The 16427-nt window shown below is 64.5% G+C and carries 15 protein-coding genes and 1 pseudogene; 7 read left to right on the top strand and 9 right to left on the bottom strand.

Going from position 1 to position 16427, the window contains the following annotated elements:
• The 3 genes and pseudogenes from XH79_RS09490 to XH79_RS09480 form a co-directional block, all read left to right on the top strand.
• Positions 1-270 (top strand): annotated as a pseudogene (locus XH79_RS09490) (RNA-binding S4 domain-containing protein); the annotation flags it as partial.
• A gap of 132 nt (positions 271-402) precedes the next feature.
• Positions 403-741, top strand: a complete 339-nt coding sequence (fdxA, locus tag XH79_RS09485) for a ferredoxin FdxA (protein ID WP_018643465.1) — start codon at positions 403-405, stop codon at positions 739-741.
• A gap of 345 nt (positions 742-1086) precedes the next feature.
• Entirely contained in the window at positions 1087-1872 is a 786-nt protein-coding gene (locus XH79_RS09480; protein ID WP_212347525.1) for a CarD family transcriptional regulator, read from the top strand.
• A 190-nt stretch (positions 1873-2062) separates the two neighbouring features.
• On the opposite strand, the gene XH79_RS09475 is transcribed toward XH79_RS09480, so the two are convergent.
• The 7 genes from XH79_RS09475 to cyoA are packed head-to-tail and all read right to left on the bottom strand — an operon-like array spanning position 2063 to position 8979.
• The gene (locus XH79_RS09475; protein WP_212347527.1) at positions 2063-2596 is read right to left on the bottom strand and encodes a response regulator transcription factor; all 534 of its coding nucleotides are present in this window, start codon (positions 2594-2596) and stop codon (positions 2063-2065) included.
• Positions 2586-3986 carry an ATP-binding protein gene (locus tag XH79_RS09470; RefSeq protein WP_271581502.1) on the bottom strand — a complete coding sequence of 467 codons (1401 nt, stop codon included), beginning with the start codon at positions 3984-3986 and terminating at the stop codon, positions 2586-2588. Before XH79_RS09470 ends, XH79_RS09475 begins: the two co-directional genes overlap by 11 nt.
• A complete protein-coding gene (locus XH79_RS09465; RefSeq protein WP_271581501.1) occupies positions 3958-4806 on the bottom strand; it encodes an SURF1 family protein in 849 nt (282 codons plus the stop codon). Before XH79_RS09465 ends, XH79_RS09470 begins: the two co-directional genes overlap by 29 nt.
• Positions 4803-5183: a cytochrome o ubiquinol oxidase subunit IV gene (gene cyoD, locus XH79_RS09460; RefSeq protein WP_212347532.1), complete on the bottom strand. Its 381-nt coding sequence runs from the start codon at positions 5181-5183 to the stop codon at positions 4803-4805. Before cyoD ends, XH79_RS09465 begins: the two co-directional genes overlap by 4 nt.
• Entirely contained in the window at positions 5180-5809 is a 630-nt protein-coding gene (gene cyoC, locus XH79_RS09455) for a cytochrome o ubiquinol oxidase subunit III (RefSeq protein ID WP_211413335.1), read from the bottom strand. The genes cyoD and cyoC overlap by 4 nt, the downstream gene beginning before the upstream one ends.
• Positions 5810-7807, bottom strand: a complete 1998-nt coding sequence (cyoB, locus tag XH79_RS09450) for a cytochrome o ubiquinol oxidase subunit I (RefSeq protein WP_212347538.1) — start codon at positions 7805-7807, stop codon at positions 5810-5812.
• A gap of 11 nt (positions 7808-7818) precedes the next feature.
• Complete coding sequence (gene cyoA, locus XH79_RS09445; protein ID WP_271581500.1) at positions 7819-8979, bottom strand: ubiquinol oxidase subunit II; 1161 nt, start codon at positions 8977-8979, stop codon at positions 7819-7821.
• A gap of 181 nt (positions 8980-9160) precedes the next feature.
• On the opposite strand from cyoA, the gene XH79_RS09440 reads away from it, so the two are divergent.
• Entirely contained in the window at positions 9161-10489 is a 1329-nt protein-coding gene (locus XH79_RS09440) for an MFS transporter (RefSeq protein ID WP_212347544.1), read from the top strand.
• 168 nt (positions 10490-10657) lie between these two features.
• On the opposite strand, the gene XH79_RS09435 is transcribed toward XH79_RS09440, so the two are convergent.
• Both XH79_RS09435 and XH79_RS09430 read right to left on the bottom strand, forming a co-directional pair.
• Positions 10658-12049, bottom strand: coding sequence for a M48 family metalloprotease (locus XH79_RS09435; RefSeq protein WP_245004074.1), 1392 nt, complete (start codon positions 12047-12049; stop codon positions 10658-10660).
• Between the two features lie 133 nt (positions 12050-12182).
• Entirely contained in the window at positions 12183-12953 is a 771-nt protein-coding gene (locus XH79_RS09430) for a thermonuclease family protein (protein ID WP_271581499.1), read from the bottom strand.
• 400 nt (positions 12954-13353) lie between these two features.
• Here XH79_RS09430 and XH79_RS09425 point away from each other — a divergent pair, with 400 nt between their 5' ends.
• The 3 genes from XH79_RS09425 to XH79_RS09415 all read left to right on the top strand — a co-directional run bounded on the left by XH79_RS09425 (position 13354) and on the right by XH79_RS09415 (position 16218).
• Positions 13354-14559 (top strand): ABC transporter substrate-binding protein, encoded by a 1206-nt coding sequence (locus XH79_RS09425; RefSeq protein ID WP_271581498.1) that lies wholly within the window; start codon positions 13354-13356, stop codon positions 14557-14559.
• 115 nt (positions 14560-14674) lie between these two features.
• Positions 14675-15463 (top strand): enoyl-CoA hydratase, encoded by a 789-nt coding sequence (locus XH79_RS09420; protein WP_271581497.1) that lies wholly within the window; start codon positions 14675-14677, stop codon positions 15461-15463.
• 2 nt (positions 15464-15465) lie between these two features.
• Positions 15466-16218 (top strand): hypothetical protein, encoded by a 753-nt coding sequence (locus XH79_RS09415; protein WP_271581496.1) that lies wholly within the window; start codon positions 15466-15468, stop codon positions 16216-16218.
• Positions 16219-16427 lie beyond the last annotated feature (209 nt).

Below are 16427 nucleotides of genomic sequence, written 5' to 3'. Positions count from 1 at the left end.
GAGCGGCAGCGTCTCGACAAATGGCTGTGGCACGCGCGGGTGGTGAAGGCGCGCACCTCGGCGGCTGAGCTCGTCGAGTCCGGTCATGTCCGCGTCAACGGCGCGCGCGAGACCTCACCGGGACACGCGATCAAGCTCGGCGACGTCCTCACCATCGCCCTCGATCGCACCGTGCGCGTGCTGAAGGTCACCGGCTTCAACGAGCGCCGCGGCGATGCCGCCTCGGCGCGCGTGCTCTATGAGGAGCTGAGTGAAGCGAAGCGCAATTAATTGCGCTTCGAATTCATTTCTTGGTCGATCAAACACACAAAGCCGTCATGATCGGGCCTTCCCGACCTTGCGGCGCCGGGCCATCCGCGCTACGCAAGCCGCGACTTTTAAAAGAGCTTTTCGGAGCGTTGGATGACTTACGTCGTCACTGAAAACTGCATCAAGTGCAAGTACACCGACTGCGTCGAGGTCTGCCCGGTCGACTGCTTCTACGAGGGTGACAACATGCTCGTCATCCATCCCGACGAGTGCATCGACTGCGGCGTGTGCGAGCCGGAATGCCCCGCCGACGCCATCAAGCCGGACACGGAACCGGGGCTGGAAAAGTGGCTCCAGGTCAACGCCGATTACGCCAAAAGCTGGCCGAACATCACCCAGAAGAAAGAATCACCCGCCGACGCGAAGGAATTCGACGGCATGGAAGGCAAGTTCGAGAAATATTTTTCTCCGAACCCGGGCTCGGGGGACTAATTCCCGCCCAAACTTAACCCTAATACCTTCGTCAGCGCCGAAAACCAGGCCTCAAGACCCCTAAATCATTGATTTTTGCGGGAAATGTGCTATATTGGGCACATTAAGCTGAACCCCCGTCAGCCCAGTTGGCCCCGTTGGGTTCCCGTGAAACCAAATGTCGAACAGGGGCGTGGCAGTTTCCGCGCGCAGGCTGTGTCACAGAAAACGCGTAAAAAGAGTACTTCAGCGAGGGCTTCCCATAAGGAGGCCAAAAAAGTCGCCGCGGCCAGCCGTAGCGCATCCAAGGGTCGGACCGCGACGAAGGCGCCGGCTGCAAAGTCCTCGAAGAACAAAAGAAGCGCAATGCCTAACAAGTCTGCCAAGCCGGCCGCGAAAGCGACCGTTTCCAAGCCTGCTGCTGCCAAGGCTCCCGCTGCCAAGCCCGCGCCGAAGGCCCCTGTTGCTGCTGCTCCTGCCAAGGCTCCCGTTGCTGCCAAGCCGGCCGCCAAGCCCGCTGCTGCGCCGAAGGTCGAGGAAAAGAAGGTCGTGACCCAGCGTCAGGGCTTCAAGGCCAACGAATTCGTCGTCTATCCCGCCCACGGCGTCGGCCAGATCCTGGCCATCGAGGAGCAGGAGATCGCCGGCGCGAAGCTCGAGCTGTTCGTCATCAACTTCATCAAGGACAAGATGACGCTGCGCGTTCCGACCGCCAAGGTCGCCAACGTCGGCATGCGCAAGCTGTCCGAGCCCGCCCTGGTCAAGAAGGCGCTGGAGACCCTCAAGGGCCGCGCCCGCGTCAAGCGCACCATGTGGTCGCGCCGCGCCCAGGAATACGAAGCGAAGATCAATTCGGGCGACATCGTCGCGATCGCGGAAGTCGTGCGCGATCTCTACCGCTCGGAGTCGCAGCCGGAGCAGTCGTACTCCGAACGCCAGCTCTATGAAGCGGCGCTCGATCGTCTGTCCCGCGAGATCGCGGTGGTGCAGCACTCGACCGAGACCGAAGCAGTCAAGGAGATCGAGGCCCAGCTCGCCAAGAGCCCGCGCCGCAACGCCAAGGCGGAAGCCGCCGAGGGCGAGGCGGATGCCGAGGGCGATGCCGACGATACGGATGGCGACGACACCACCGTCGCCGACGAGGCCGCGTAAGCGTCTCGGCGATCGTAAGAGATCAAAAGCCCGGCCGTTCGGCCGGGCTTTTTGTTTGGGGGCGTACTTCGTAGGGTGGGTTAGCTCGCGGCTGCGCGAAGCGCGGTCCGCTAGCGTAACCCACCGCTTCTGCCTCAACGGATAGGAAAGTGGTGGGTTACGGCTTTGCCTAACCCACCCTACGTTTGCATCACTTCACCGGCCGCTTCTCAAGCTTCCTTGCCAGCGTCCTGCGGTGCATCCCCAATCGTCGCGCCGCTTCAGAGATGTTGAAATCCGTCTCGATCAGCGTCTGGTGGATGCGTTCCCATTCCAGCGTCTTGATCGAGGTTGGCCGTGCGTCGAGCGCGACCTCGGCGTTGCCTTCGGCCTTGTGGAAGGCGGCCTCGATGTCGTCGGTGTTGGAGGGTTTTGCCAGGTAGTGGCAGGCGCCCAGCTTGATCGCCTCGACGGCGGTGGAGATGCTGGCAAAGCCTGTCAGCACCACGATCAGCATGTCCTCATCGTGCGTGTGCAGCAGCTCGACGCAGGCGAGCCCCGAGGCGCCGCCGAGCTTGAGGTCGACCACGGCATGGCCGAAGGTGCGCTGCTCCAGCACCTTGCGCACCTCCTCGATCGAGGCGGCGAGCACGACCTCGTAGCCGCGGCGCTCGAACGAGCGCTTCAGCGTGCGCGCAAAACCTTCGTCGTCCTCGACGACGATGAGCGAACGGTCAGGCGTCAAAGCTGCCTCCGATCGCGAGCGTTGCGAGAGGCAGCGTCAGGCGGACGGTGGCGCCGCGCTTCCTGTGGTTCTCGGCGGTCACGCTGCCGCCCAGCTTGCGCACCACGTTGACCACCAGGAACAGGCCGAGCCCGCCGCCGGCGCGGCCCTTGCTTGACTGGTAGGGCTTTCCGAGCTGCGCCAGCATCTCCGGCGCAAAGCCCGGGCCGCGGTCGGAGATCGACAGCACGAGATTGTCGCCCTCGCGCTCGGCCACAAGCTCGACCCAGTCGCGAGAGACCTCGTAGGCGTTGTCGAGCACGTTGAAGATGACCTGCTTCAGCGCGACATCCGAGACGATGGCGACGTCCTCACCAAAAGTGTTGACGAAATAGAGCGTGCGCGCCGAACGGGCGTTGCGCCATTCGTCGACCAGGTCAGTGACGAAAGCCGTCACCGTCGTCGGCGAAGAGCCTTCGCCGCGGGCTTCGCCCGCCGACACCAGGATGCCGGTGACGATCGACTTGCAGCGCTGCAGCGAGGTTTCCATCTCCGCGAGGTCCTCGGCGAGCTCCTGCTTGGCGGCCAGATCCGGCATGCGGCGCCAGTCGCTGAGGATGACCGAGAGCGAGGCCAACGGCGTGCCGAGCTCATGCGCGGCGCCGGAGGCCAGGAGGCCCATGCGGACGATGTGATCCTGCTCGGCCGCGTGCTGGCGTAGCGCCGCCAGATGCGCGTCGCGTTCGCGCAGGTTCCTGTTGATACGGGTGACGAACACGACCAGCAGAATGGCATTGAGCATGAAGCCGAGCAGCATGCCTGTTACGGTGAGGCTGTAGGTCTCGCTGATCGGGTTCGGCGGCAGCTCGAGCGGGCGGTAGGCCAGCGTCAGCCAGACGAAGCTCGCGCAGGTCAACGCCACCAGCGACCAGGTCGAGCGGGCATCGAGCAGCACGGCAGCCAGCGTCACCTGAAGCAGGAACAGCGAGGTGAAGGGATTGGTCGCGCCGCCGCTGAGGTAAAGCTGCGCGGTCAGCGCGGCGACGTCGAGCATCAGGGCGACCAGCAGCTCGTTGCTGGAGATCGCGGCGCGATGGCGGACCCAGACCAGGCTCGAGACGTTGAGCAGCACCAGCGCGCCGATCACCGCGCCCATCCGCTCCAGGGGCAGCGGGATGCCGAGCCAGAAATGCACGCCGCCGATGGTCACGATCTGGCCGACCACCGCAGTCCAGCGCAGCTGGATCAGCAGCGCCATGTTCTTGCGGTTGGTCTCGTCGTCGGTGGGCGCAGCGCCGATCAGCTCGCTGCGCGTATCCGCCTGCGATTGCAGTGTGACGGCCAGTCCGCCGCCATGGGCGAGCGTCTGCGTTCTTCCGTCGTCAGGCCTGTTCGACGATCGTTCCAGCATCTGATCCCGTCCTGCGGGCGGCGGCATCGGGGCCGCCGGCCGGTTCGTGGACGAAGCGCCTGCGGCGGAACAGCCCGCCGCCGAATGTGACGAAAAGCTTACCGGCCAGCATGAAAGCCAGGGCAAACCACGTCAGCGCGTAGATCAGGTGGTTATTGGGAAAGCGGATCACGGTCAATCCGCCGATCGGCCCGCCGGCGCTTTGTGATCCGGCGTCGGCATCGACGGAAAAGGGGGCGACATCGTGGAGGCCGCGTGCCGCCGCGATCGCGTCGACGTCCCGCGAGTACCAGCGGTTGTGCTGGGGAACGTTGTTGCGGAGGAAGCCGCCCTTCGGCTCCGTGATGCGCAGGAGGCCGGTGATTTCGACCTGGCCCTCGGGATTGCCGGCCTGTCGCGTCGCTGCGTCGCGCCGCTCGGTCGGCACGAAGCCGCGGTTGACAAGAACCAGCGTGCCGTCGCTGCGCTGAAGCGGCGTCAGCACCCAATAGCCGCCGCCTTCCTCAGTCACGGCCTGAACCAGCGTCTCGCGGTCGTGCAGGAAGCGGCCGGTGACGCTGACGTGTCTGTATTCGTCGTTTGCGGCGGTGATGGTGGGCCACGCCGCGGGCGCGGGGATGGGCTGGACCGGGGCATGGACGCGCTGCTCGACGCGGTCGATCAGCGCCAGCTTCCAGGCGCGGCGCTCGATCTGCCAGACGCCCAGCGCGATCAGAAGTGCAAAGGCCGTGAGCGAGAGGACCGTGAGCCACAAGGACGGGCGCGCAGCCTTGCGGGGTGCGCCCATTGCCTTGCTCGTCACGGTCCCGGTATCGCTCACTTCATTCCGCTCATCTGGTGGATGGGCATCATGTTGCTGTTGAGGTGGTTCATCACCCACAGCGAACCGGACAGCGCGATCACCACCATGACGATGGTGAAGATCAGCGCCATCATGGTCCAGCCATTCTCGGACTTGGCGTTCATGTGCAGGAAGTAGATCATGTGCACGACGATCTGCACGATCGCGAAGGCCATGATGACCAGCGCGGTGATCTGCTTGCTCGGCAGCGCGCCGCTCATGACCAGCCAGAACGGGATCGCGGTGAGCACAACCGAGAGCACGAAGCCGAGCATGTAGCCCGAGAACGTGCTGTGGGCGTGGCCGTCGTCGTGGTGATGGTCGCCTGCGTGGGCGGCGTGGGTATCGGTGCTCATCGCAGAACTCCCAGAAGATAGACGAAGGTGAAGACGCCGATCCAGACCACGTCGAGGAAGTGCCAGAACATAGACAGGCACATCAGGCGGCGGCGGTTGGCCTCGATCAGGCCGAATTTCCCGACCTGCACCATCAGGGTCACCAGCCAGATCAGGCCGCAGGTGACGTGCAGGCCGTGGGTGCCGACCAGGGTGAAGAAGGCGGACAGGAAGGCGCTGCGCTGGGGCGTGGCACCTTCATGGATCATGTGGGCGAACTCGGTGAGCTCGATGCCGATGAAGGCGGCGCCGAACAGGCCGGTGATCGCCAGCCACATCTGCGTCTGGCCGATCTTGTTCTGCTGCATCGTCAGCATCGCAAAGCCGTACGTGATCGACGACAGCAGCAGCATCGAGGTGTTCACCGCGACCAGATCGAGGTCGAACAGGTCCTTCGGCGCAGGGCCGGCGGCGTAGTTGGCGCCGAGCACGCCGAAGGCGGCGAACAGCATCGCGAAGATGAGACAATCGCTCATCAAGTAGATCCAGAAGCCGAGCGAGGTGCTGTAGCCTTCCGGATGCGGGTGTTCGTCGGCGAGGTAGAACAGCGGCTCGCCGGTTTGCGTGGGATTGACAGCGACAGTCATTTACTTGGCTCCGGCGAGCAGTTTGGTGCGCGCGTCCTCGGTCCGGATGACGTCTTCAGCCGGAATGTCGAAGTCGCGGTGATAGTTGAAGGTGTGGCCGATCCCGACGACGAGCATCGCGAGGAAGCTCGCAGCCGCCAGCCACCACATGTACCAGATCAGGCCGAATCCCATCGCGGTGGCGAGGCCGGCGAGGATGACGCCGGTGCCGGTGCTGCTGGGCATGTGGATCGGCTTGAACCCGGTGAGCGGACGCTGGTAGCCGCGCTTCTTCATGTCCCACCACGCGTCATTGTCGTGAACGACGGGGGTGAAGGCGAAGTTGTAGTCCGGCGGGGGCGAGGAGGTCGCCCATTCCAGCGTGCGCGCATCCCAGGGATCGCCGGTGACGTCCTTGAGCTGCTCGCGCTTGAGCAGGCTCACCGCGAACTGCATCAGCATCGAGAGGATGCCGAGGAAGACGAGGAAGGCACCGATCGCGGCGATGACGAACCAGATCTGCAGGGAAGGATCATCGAACACGCGCAGGCGGCGGGTCACGCCCATCAGGCCGAGCACATAGAGCGGCATGAAGGCGAGGTAGAAGCCGACGACCCAGAACCAGAACGACAGCTTGCCCCAGAACACATCGAGTTTGAAGCCGAAGGCCTTCGGGAACCAGTAGTTGATGCCGGCGAACGCGCCGAACACCACGCCGCCGATGATCACGTTGTGGAAATGCGCGATCAGGAACAGGCTGTTGTGCAGCACGAAGTCGGCCGGCGGCACCGCGAGCAGCACGCCGGTCATGCCGCCGAGCACGAAGGTCAGCATGAAGGCGATCGTCCACATCATCGGCAGCTCGTAGCGGATGCGGCCGCGATACATCGTGAACAGCCAGTTGAACATCTTCGCGCCCGTCGGGATCGAGATGATCATCGTGGTGATGCCGAAGAACGAGTTGACGCTGGCGCCCGAACCCATCGTGAAGAAGTGGTGCAGCCACACCAGGTACGACAGGATGGTGATGACGACCGTGGCGTAGACCATCGAGGTGTAGCCGAACAGCCGCTTGCCGGAGAAGGTCGAGGTGACTTCCGAGAAGATGCCGAAGGCCGGGAGAACCAGGATGTAGACTTCAGGATGGCCCCAGATCCAGATCAGGTTCACGTACATCATCGGACTGCCGCCGAAATCGTTCGTGAAGAAGTTGGTGCCGACGTAGCGGTCGAGCGAGAGCAGCGCGAGCACGACGGTCAGGACGGGGAAGGAGGCGACGATCAGGATGTTGGTGCAGAGCGAGGTCCAGGTGAACACCGGCATCTTCATCATGGTCATGCCGGGGCAGCGCAGCTTGACGATGGTGCAGATCAGGTTGATGCCGGATAACGTGGTTCCGACGCCGGCGACCTGCAGCGCCCAGATGTAGTAGTCGACGCCGACGTCAGGACTGTAGCCGATGTTCGAGAGCGGCGGATAAGCCAGCCAGCCGGTGCGGGCGAACTCGCCGATGAACAGCGAGGCCATCACCAGCACCGCGCCGCCGACCGTCATCCAGAAGCTGAAATTGTTCAGGAACGGGAACGAGACGTCGCGTGCGCCGATCTGCAGCGGCACGACGTAGTTCATCAGGCCCGTGACCAGCGGCATCGCCACGAAGAAGATCATGATCACGCCGTGGGCGGTGAAGACCTGGTCGTAGTGATGAGCGTTGAGATAGCCTTCGGAGCCGTTGAACGCGAGCATCTGCTGCCCGCGCATCATCAGCGCGTCGGCGAAGCCGCGCAGCAGCATCACGATGCCAAGGATCATGTACATGATGCCGATGCGCTTGTGGTCCACCGTGGTGAACCACTCACGCCAGAGGTAGCCCCAGAGGCGGAAATAGGTGAGGCCGCCGAGCAGCGCGGCGCCGCCGAGCGCGACCACCGCGAAGGTGCCGACGACGATCGGCTCGTGCAGCGGCAGCGATTCGAAGCCGAGCCGGCCGAAGATGAGCTTGAGAAGATCAGGAGACATGCGCGTTCTCTTTAGGAGTCTGACTTCGGACGCTGTCCGAGGAAGAAGGACGAGGACTTCAGCGGCGTGAAGGTCGGCCGCTTCAGGCCGGCGCCGGTGAGCGGCGCAATGTCGATCGGGGCCTTGATCGACGCGGTGGTCTGACCCTGCGGCGCATCCGGCGTGCAGGTGCCGGCGACGAAGGTCGGCTCCGGCCCGAGCGGGGTGCCGCGGCGGGCGTACTTGTCGTAAGTGAGCGGCAGGGTGTTGTTCAGGCCCTCATGGCCGCGGCCGCCCTTGGCGTCGATCGCCATCATCTCGCTCTGGCACATCTTGCCGGTCTCGACACACATGTTGAGGATCAGGCGGTAGAGATCGGAATCGACCGTGCCGTAGCGGCGCACCGGCTCGTTCTCGCTGGGCTTCTCGAGCTGGAGATATTCGGCGCGGCCGAGCGAGCCACCGGCGGATTTGGCCTGCGCGACCCAGGCGTCAAAGCCCTTGTCGTCGAGGCCCTGGAAGTTGAAGCGCATGCCGGAGAATCCGGCGCCGCTGTAGTTGGCCGAGAAGCCCTTGTAGGTGCCGGCGTGGTTCACGACGGCGTGGAGCTTGGTCTCCATGCCCGGCATCGCATAGATCTGGCCGGCGAGCGCGGGGATGTAGAACGAGTTCATCACCGAGGAGGCCGTGATGCGGAAGGTGATCGGACGATCGACCGGGGCGGCCAGATCGTTGACGGTGGCGATGCCGTAGTCCGGATAGATGAAGAGCCACTTCCAGTCGAGCGCGACGACATCGACCTCGAGCGGCGCCCTGGACTGGTCCACCGCATGCTCCGCCTTGATGCGGCCGAGGGTGCGATAGGGGTCGAGCAGATGCGTACCCATCCAGGTCAGTGCGCCGAGGCAAACGATGATCAGCAGCGGCGCCGACCAGATCACCAGCTCGAGCTTGGTCGAGTGGTCCCATTCCGGCTCGTAGCGGGCCGAGGTGTTGGACTGGCGGTAGCGCCAGGCGAACAGCACCGTCAACGCCATCACGGGGACGACGATCAGGAGCATCAGGACGGTGGAGATGATGACGAGGTCGCGCTGCTGGGCAGCGATGTCGCCGGCTGGCGCCAGCACGACGTAGTCGCAGCCGCTGAGTGCGGCAGCCAGAGGTAGTAGCGCCAGGATCTTGAGACGAGACACGGGCCGAGCCTTTGAGAATGAGTTTCCTTTGCGGGGCCAACGGGTAGCTGCGACGCAGCAATCCGGACATTGGACAATTTGTCCAATGTTGCAGTGCGGAATGTTGGGCCAGACAGGGCCGGATTGCCCGGCTCCCCGCCGGGCGGTCAGCTTTGGTTTTCAGGACGTTAAGGGCGCACGAATGGCGACGGCACAGACCCCCGCAATGGCAGACCTCCACTCGGGCGAGCACGGCCACGACCAGGCCAGTCCCGGCGAGATCGCCATCGGCGTCATCATCGGGCGCACCTCGGAATTCTTCGACTTCTTCGTCTTCGCGATCGCCTCGGTGATCGTGTTCCCGCGCCTGGTGTTCCCGTTCACCAGCGAACTGACCGGAACGCTCTATTCCTTCATGATCTTCGCGCTGGCGTTCCTGGCCCGGCCGATCGGCACCGTCATTTTCATGACGGTCGACCGTGAGTACGGCAAGACGGCCAAGCTGGTCTCGGCGCTGTTCCTGCTCGGCACCGCCACCGTCGCGCTCGCCTTCCTGCCCGGCTATCACGACATCGGCGTTGCCGCGATCTGGCTGCTGGCACTGGCGCGCATCGCGCAGGGTCTGGCCTGGGGCGGCGCCTGGGACGGCATGGCTTCGCTGCTGGCGCTGAATGCGCCGGCGTCCAAGCGCGGCTGGTACGCGATGGTGCCGCAGCTCGGGGCTCCGCTCGGGCTGATCGTGGCGAGCGCGCTGTTCGCCTATTTCGCCGGCAACCTCTCGGCCGACGATTTCTTCGACTGGGGCTGGCGCTATCCGTTCTTCGTCGCGTTCGCCATCAACGTCGTTGCGCTGTTCGCGCGCCTGCGCATGGTGACGACGGAAGAATATGCCTCGCTGTTCGAGACCCGCGAATTGCAGCCCTCGCGCATTTCCGACACTGTCGCGCGCGAAGGCCACAACATCATGCTGGGCGCATTCGCGCCGCTGGCAAGCTTCGCGCTGTTCCACATGGTCACGGTGTTTCCGCTGTCCTGGGTGTTCCTGTTCACCCGCGAAAGCCCGGTGCGCTTCCTGATCATCGAGATCGTTGCCGCCGTGTTCGGCGTCGCCGCGATCGTGGCTTCCGGCGTCATCGCCGACCGCGTCGGCCGCAAGTCGCTCTTGATGGGATCGGCGATCGCGATCGCGATCTACAGCGGTTTCGCGCCGCAGCTGCTCGATGCCGGCGCGTTCGGCGAGACCATCTACATGGTGATCGGCTTCATCCTGCTGGGTCTCTCGTTCGGCCAGTCCTCGGGCGCGATCGCCTCGAACTTCAAGCAGATGTATCGCTACACGGCCTCCGCGCTGACCTCTGACATGGCCTGGCTGTTCGGCGCCGGCTTCGCCCCGCTGGTGGCGCTGCTGCTCGCCACCAATCTTGGCGTCATCGCCTCGGGTGCGTATCTGCTGTCCGGCGCGTTCTGGACCCTGCTCGCGCTCTGGCTCAGCGGCCAGCGCGAGGCCGGCGACATGGACGCGGGCGCATAATCAAGCGCGAATCTTGTAGGGCGGGCAAAGGCGCGTAGCGCCGTGCCCACCACCTTTCAGCGATTGTGGATGGGAATGGTGGGCACGCTTCGCTTTGCCCACCTTACGGCAGCGGATTTGTAGCACCAGATCCCGGGTTCGCGCCAAGCGCGTGCGCTTAGCGCAGCCTCAATCCGCCACGATCTTCACGCGATCCCGCACCTTCACCTGCGCGGTGCGGTCGAGGCCGTTGAGCACGCGGAAGCGTTCGGCGGGGTGATCGACGCCGGCCATGCGGTGGGAGAGCGATTCCACGGTGTCGCCGGGCTGCACGGTGATGACCTTGATGCGCAGCGGGCGCGCGGCCTGGATCTCGTCGAGCGTCAGGCGGCGGAATGAGTTGACGGTCTCGCGTGCGTTGCGCTCGCTCTCGGTCGACTTCTGCCGTGCGGCGAAGATGAAGCGGTAGACGTCGCTGCCGAAGCGCAGCGCATAGACCTTGAACTGCCACTGGTCACCCTTGGCGGTGGCGGACGCGCCCGGGAAACCGTTGATAGTGAGATCCTCGGTCGAGGCCTTCTCGACGCCTTCCATCCAGCCCGAATTCAGGTAGTCGCCGAGCGACTGCTCGGCCGGCACGCGCACGACGTCGAAGCGCATCGCCTGCGAGCCGCCGTCGCGCACGCCGATCACCGCCTGTGCGGTGTTGTCGAGCGTGAAATTATCAGGCGCCTGGAAGGTGAAGCCGAGCTTCGGATGCAGGAAACGCCGGCCGCGGACAAAACCTTCGCTGGGATCTTCGCCATAGACGAGGTTGTCGATCGCGGCGAGATAGCTCTCGCGGTCGCGTTCGGCGCCTTCGGGGGCCGAATATTGCCGCGCGATGTTCTGCGCGTTCTGCACGCGCTCCGGCGTTGCCGGATGCGACGAGGTGAAATCCTGGGCGCGTGGATCGAGCGAGCTCTTGCCGGCCTTCAGTTCGGCATTGCGCTCCATCGCCGAGAGGAAGCGCGCGGCGCCATAGGGGTCGAAATGCGCTTTCGCAGAGATGCCGACGCCGATGCCGTCAGCCTCGAACTCCTGGTTGCGCGAAAAACTCGCCATGGTGAGCTTGGTCTTGGCGAGCGCGAGCGCGGTGAGGTCGGGGTCGTTGCTCATGTCGGTGACGACACGAGTGACGATCGCGGCCTGGCGCGCCTGGTCCTCGCGCATGGCGGCGTGCTTAGACAGCACATGCGCCATCTCGTGGCTGAGCACGGAGGACAATTCCGAGGTGTCGCTCGCAAGCGCAAGCAGTCCGCGCGTGACATAGAGCTGGCCGTTCGGCAGCGCGAAGGCATTCACCGCGCCGGAATTGAGAATGGTGACCTTGTAGCCCTGGTCGGGACGGTCGGACGCCGCGACCAGCCGGTCGACGGTCTTGCTGACGAGCGATTCGAGCCTGGGGTCGTCATAGGTGCCGCCATAGCTCGCCAGGATGCGCTCGTGCTCCTTCTCGGTGGCAGGGGTCTGTGCGACGGCCGGCTTGGGCTTGGGCATCGCAACGGTGGGCGGGGCGGCGGCGGTCTGGAACCGGTTCATGTCGCCGCAGCCGGCGAGGAGCCCGCCCAGCGCAAGGCAAAGCACGACCGGCGCAGCCCGCAGGCGGCGGCAATCGCCCAGTCCGTGCCGTTCTAGCACCCCATTCACGTCGCTTAACCCGTGCCTGGCCCTGTTAGGGCCTTACCCCTGTCAGCTCGTTTGCGCCTAGCAACTCGACCTGTCCCACGAGCCGCAAATCGATCCGCGGCCCCAAAGTCCCCTCAACCCAGCCCCTGACTCGAATACGTCGATACTCCAATGACTTAGGGGGAATCCCGGCGCTTTCGAATGCCGGTAACGCGCGCCTTGAAATAGTCACGGCAAAGCCGCGTGTCCAGTTTCGTCCGAAGTTGAGGTAGGTCATTACCCCAGCTTGCCGGACCGACAGGACTTTGCCCTCGACCACCATAAAGCGCCCGATCCCCGCCAAAATATCGTCCGGACTTTCCGCGTTTTTTATGGCCGATGGGTCAGCCCAGTTGCCCATTTTTTGGCGCCTGGCCTGCGCCTCCGACGTCATCAGGGCGGCCGCGCAGTCCTTGTCGGCGATTTCGGCGGAGCCGATGGCTTCGCCCTGGGCCAGCAGCGTGGCCTGAACCGAGGTGTCGCTTTCACCGATGAAGACCAGCGCGCCCTGGCGGCCGTAACGGTCCGGCGTGTCGTCCGCGCTTCGCAGCGTCACATCGCGGCCGGCGAGCAGTGATGCGAGCGCCTGCCTCGTCGTCGCCGTCGGCTCGATGCCGGCGAGACGAATCTCGCGACCGTCATCGAGGCGCATGCTGCGCGCGTCGACGATGGCGGCGACGCGGCCCTCGCCCAGGGATTCGAATTGGCACGGTGCCGCGAACGCGATGTGACCTGCGACGAGAAGAATTGCTGCGATGAGGTGAAACAGTCGCGTCACGTTGCCCGGAGAGGTTGCGTTACGCCGCGACCTTAACCCAAACGGTGCCCACGACGAAGGGGCACTCGTAGGGTGGGCAAAGCGAAGCGTGCCCACGTCTTCGGTTCGTCGCTCCGGCTGGTGGGCACGGCGCGAAGAGCGCGCCTTTGCCCACCCTACGGCAGTTTGCGTGACGCTTCGTCATTGCCTCACGCATCGTGATTGCTTCACGGCGCTCGCAATGACGATGTGGAAGCATTTCGCCGCATCTCACCATTCCGCTTTGCGGAAAACACCCGCGGCAATCGCGCGCTCTCAACGCCCCCGTGCTTGCTGCCCTCCCGCGCATGCGGCATGATTGCGGCAACAACGATAACCAAGCCGCCATCAGAGTACGGCGCGATAAAGGGAGATTCTTTCGATGAAGAATATTTTGTCCGGCATTTTTGCTGCCGCGTTTGCTCTGAGTGCGAGCGCCGCGCAGGCCCAGGACAAGCCGCCGCTCAAGATCGGCGGCATCCTCGACATGTCGAGCCTGTATGCCGACATCACCGGTCCCGGCAGCGAGACCGCGGCGAAGATGGCCGTCGAGGATTTCGGCGGCGAGGTGCTCGGGCGCAAGATCCAGGTGCTGGCGGCCGACCATCTCAACAAGGCCGATCTCTCCGGAAACATCGCCCGCGACATGCTCGACAACCAGGGCGTCGAGATGATCTACGACGTCGCGGCCTCCGCCACCGCGCTCGCCGCTGGTGAGATCGCGAAAGCGCGCAACAAGATCATCATGTTCAACGGCCCGGGCTCGATCCGTCTCTCCAACGAGGCCTGCGGTCCCTACACCATCCACTACGTGTTCGATACGTTCGGACAGGCCAACGTCACCGGCCTTGCCGCGGTGAAGTCGGGCCTCGACACCTGGTTCTTCCTCACCGCCGACTACGCCTTCGGCCAGGATCTGGAGAAGGACACCAGCAACGTCGTGATCAAGACCGGCGGCAAGGTGCTCGGCAACGTCCGCCATCCGCTCAACACGTCGGATTTCTCCTCGTTCCTGCTCCAGGCCCAGGCCTCGAAGGCCAAGGTGATCGGGCTCGCCAACGCCGGCGGCGACACCGTCAACGCCATCAAGCAGGCAGCCGAGTTCGGCATCATGAAGGGCGGTCAGAAGGTCTCGCCGCTGCTCGCCTTCGTCACCGATATCGACTCGATCGGGTTGGAGACCGCGCAGGGCCTTCTGCTGGCGGAAGCCTTCTACTGGGACATGAACGACGAGACGCGCGCCTTCTCGAAGCGCTTCATGGAGCGGGTCAAGCGGCCGCCGACCTCGGCGCAGGCCGGTGTCTATTCCTCCGTGACGCATTACCTCAAGGCCGTGAAGGCGGCCGGCACGACCGATGCTGCAGCTGTGATGAAGGTGATGAAGGAGACGCCGATCAACGACTTCTTCGCTAAGAATGGCAAGATCCGCGAGGATGGCCGCATGATCCACGACATGTACCTGTTCGAGGTGAAGAAGCCGTCGGAGTCCAAGGGCCGCTGGGACGACTACAAGCTGCTCGCGACCGTGCCCGGCAGCGAAGCGTTCCAGTCGCTGGAGCAGTCGCGCTGCCCGCTGGTGAAGAAGTGACGCGAAGCGTCATCCCGGGGCGCGAGTAAGCGCGAACCCGGGATCTCGAGGTTCCGGGTTCTCGCTTCGCGAACCCCGGAACGACGGAGGTACATAACAACAAGGAAGGCGTCCCATGAACGACATGGTCCTGCAGAAGCTCGAAGGCGGGCTGCTCACCATCACCATGGACCGCCCGGAGCGGAAGAACGCGCTCAACCCCGACATGGTGCGCGGGCTGGTCGAGGCGGCGCGCCGCGCCGCTGATGATCCGGAAGTCCGTGCGGTGCTGTTCAAGGGCGCGGGTGGCTCGTTCTGCGTCGGCGGTGACGTCAAGTCGATGGCGGAGGGCCGCGCGCCGCTGCCGTTCGAGCAGAAGCTGGCGAATCTGCGCCGCGGCATGGAGGTCTCGCGCATCCTGCACCAGATGCCGAAACCGGTGGTGGCGCAGCTCGACGGCGCGGCGGCCGGCGCTGGCCTCTCAATGGCGCTGTCTTGCGACCTGCGCATCGCCTCTGAATCCTGCAAGATCACGACGGCCTTCGCCAAGGTCGGCTTCTCCGGCGATTACGGCGGCACCTATTTCCTGACCCAGCTGCTCGGCAGCGCGCGGGCGCGCGAGCTGTATCTGATGTCGCCGGTGCTGACCGCGAAGGAAGCGCACGCCATCGGCATGGTGACCAAGGTCGTGCCCGACGCCGAGATCGATGCTGCTGCGCACGAGCTCGCGCTGTCGCTCGCACAGGGGCCCTCGATCGCGCTCGGCTTCATCAAGCGCAACATCAACAATGCCGAGCATCTGGCGCTGGAGGATTGCTTCGACGGCGAGGCGATCCACCACACCCGCTGCGGCGACACCGCCGATCACAAGGAGGCCGCAAAAGCCTTCGTCGAGAAGCGCAAGCCTGCCTTCAGGGGCGAGTGACGATGTCGTCGTATCTGCGCCTGCGCCAAATCTGCCTGGTCGCGCCGCATCTCGAGCCGGTGATCTCCGACATCGCCCGGATCATGGGGCTCGCCGTCTGCTACCGCGACGGCAATGTCGCGAAATACGGCCTGGAGAACGCGCTGCTCCCGGTCGACACGATCCTGCTGGAGGTGGTGGCGCCGTTCAAGGACGGCACCACGGCCGGCCGCTTCATCGCGAAGACCGGCGGCCGCGGCGGCTACATGGCGATCTTCTGCTGCGATGATCCCGAGGAGCGCGGCCGCAACGCCAACGCCATGGGTGTGCGCACCGCCAACGTCATCGACCACGCGCCCTATCACGGCGTGCAGCTCCACCCCCGCGACTGCCGCGCCGCCTTCATCGAGTTCAACCATACCGAAGGCAGCGACGACATTCTGGGCCCGTATCCGCCGGCGGGGCCGGACTGGCAAAAATTCATTCGCACGGATGTGACGCAGGCGTTGACGGGTGTGGAGATGCAGAGCCCGGATCCGGCGGGGCTCGCGGAGCATTGGGGCAAGCTCATCGGCGTTGCGCCGAGTGGCGATGCCGAATTGAAGCTGCCCAATGCGACCTTCCGCTTTGTGAAGGGCGCCAGCGAGATCATGAGCGCGCTGGAGTTTCGGGTGGCCGACGTGGCGCAGGTGCTGCATACCGCCAAGGCGAAGGGGCTTGCGGTTGCCGGCAACGAGTTTCTGCTGGGTGGGGTGACGTTCCGGCTCGGCGCGTGACGATCGTGGGTACGCTGATGATAGCGAGGGTAGAGCGCCACAAAGCTGTTGTCGTCCCGGCGAAGGCCGGGACCGATACGCCGCCGCAATAATTCTGCGAAGACTCGGAGTTACCAGCTCGTCCTGCAACCACTCCCTGTGGTTATGGGTCCCCTGAGTTCACAAACGAAGTGCAACACTTCCTGGAGGAGGTGTTGCCATGGGGCGGA

The organism is Bradyrhizobium sp. CCBAU 45389, from assembly GCF_028128625.1.
Taxonomy (GTDB): domain Bacteria; phylum Pseudomonadota; class Alphaproteobacteria; order Rhizobiales; family Xanthobacteraceae; genus Bradyrhizobium; species Bradyrhizobium liaoningense_B.
Note: the sequence above shows the minus strand (reverse complement) of the source record. Positions and strands in the feature narration are given on the sequence as shown.

Excerpts from the sequence above, each read along its gene's own strand:
- fdxA (WP_018643465.1), top strand. The coding sequence starts at position 403 with ATGACTTACGTCGTCACTGAAAACTGCATCAAGTGCAAGTACACCGAC.
- XH79_RS09480 (WP_212347525.1), top strand. The coding sequence starts at position 1,087 with ATGCCTAACAAGTCTGCCAAGCCGGCCGCGAAAGCGACCGTTTCCAAG.
- XH79_RS09470 (WP_271581502.1), bottom strand. The coding sequence starts at position 3,986 with ATGCTGGAACGATCGTCGAACAGGCCTGACGACGGAAGAACGCAGACG.
- cyoD (WP_212347532.1), bottom strand. The coding sequence starts at position 5,183 with ATGAGCACCGATACCCACGCCGCCCACGCAGGCGACCATCACCACGAC.
- cyoC (WP_211413335.1), bottom strand. The coding sequence starts at position 5,809 with ATGACTGTCGCTGTCAATCCCACGCAAACCGGCGAGCCGCTGTTCTAC.
- cyoB (WP_212347538.1), bottom strand. The coding sequence starts at position 7,807 with ATGTCTCCTGATCTTCTCAAGCTCATCTTCGGCCGGCTCGGCTTCGAA.
- XH79_RS09440 (WP_212347544.1), top strand. The coding sequence starts at position 9,161 with ATGGCGACGGCACAGACCCCCGCAATGGCAGACCTCCACTCGGGCGAG.
- XH79_RS09435 (WP_245004074.1), bottom strand. The coding sequence starts at position 12,049 with ATGAACCGGTTCCAGACCGCCGCCGCCCCGCCCACCGTTGCGATGCCC.
- XH79_RS09425 (WP_271581498.1), top strand. The coding sequence starts at position 13,354 with ATGAAGAATATTTTGTCCGGCATTTTTGCTGCCGCGTTTGCTCTGAGT.
- XH79_RS09420 (WP_271581497.1), top strand. The coding sequence starts at position 14,675 with ATGAACGACATGGTCCTGCAGAAGCTCGAAGGCGGGCTGCTCACCATC.
- XH79_RS09415 (WP_271581496.1), top strand. The coding sequence starts at position 15,466 with ATGTCGTCGTATCTGCGCCTGCGCCAAATCTGCCTGGTCGCGCCGCAT.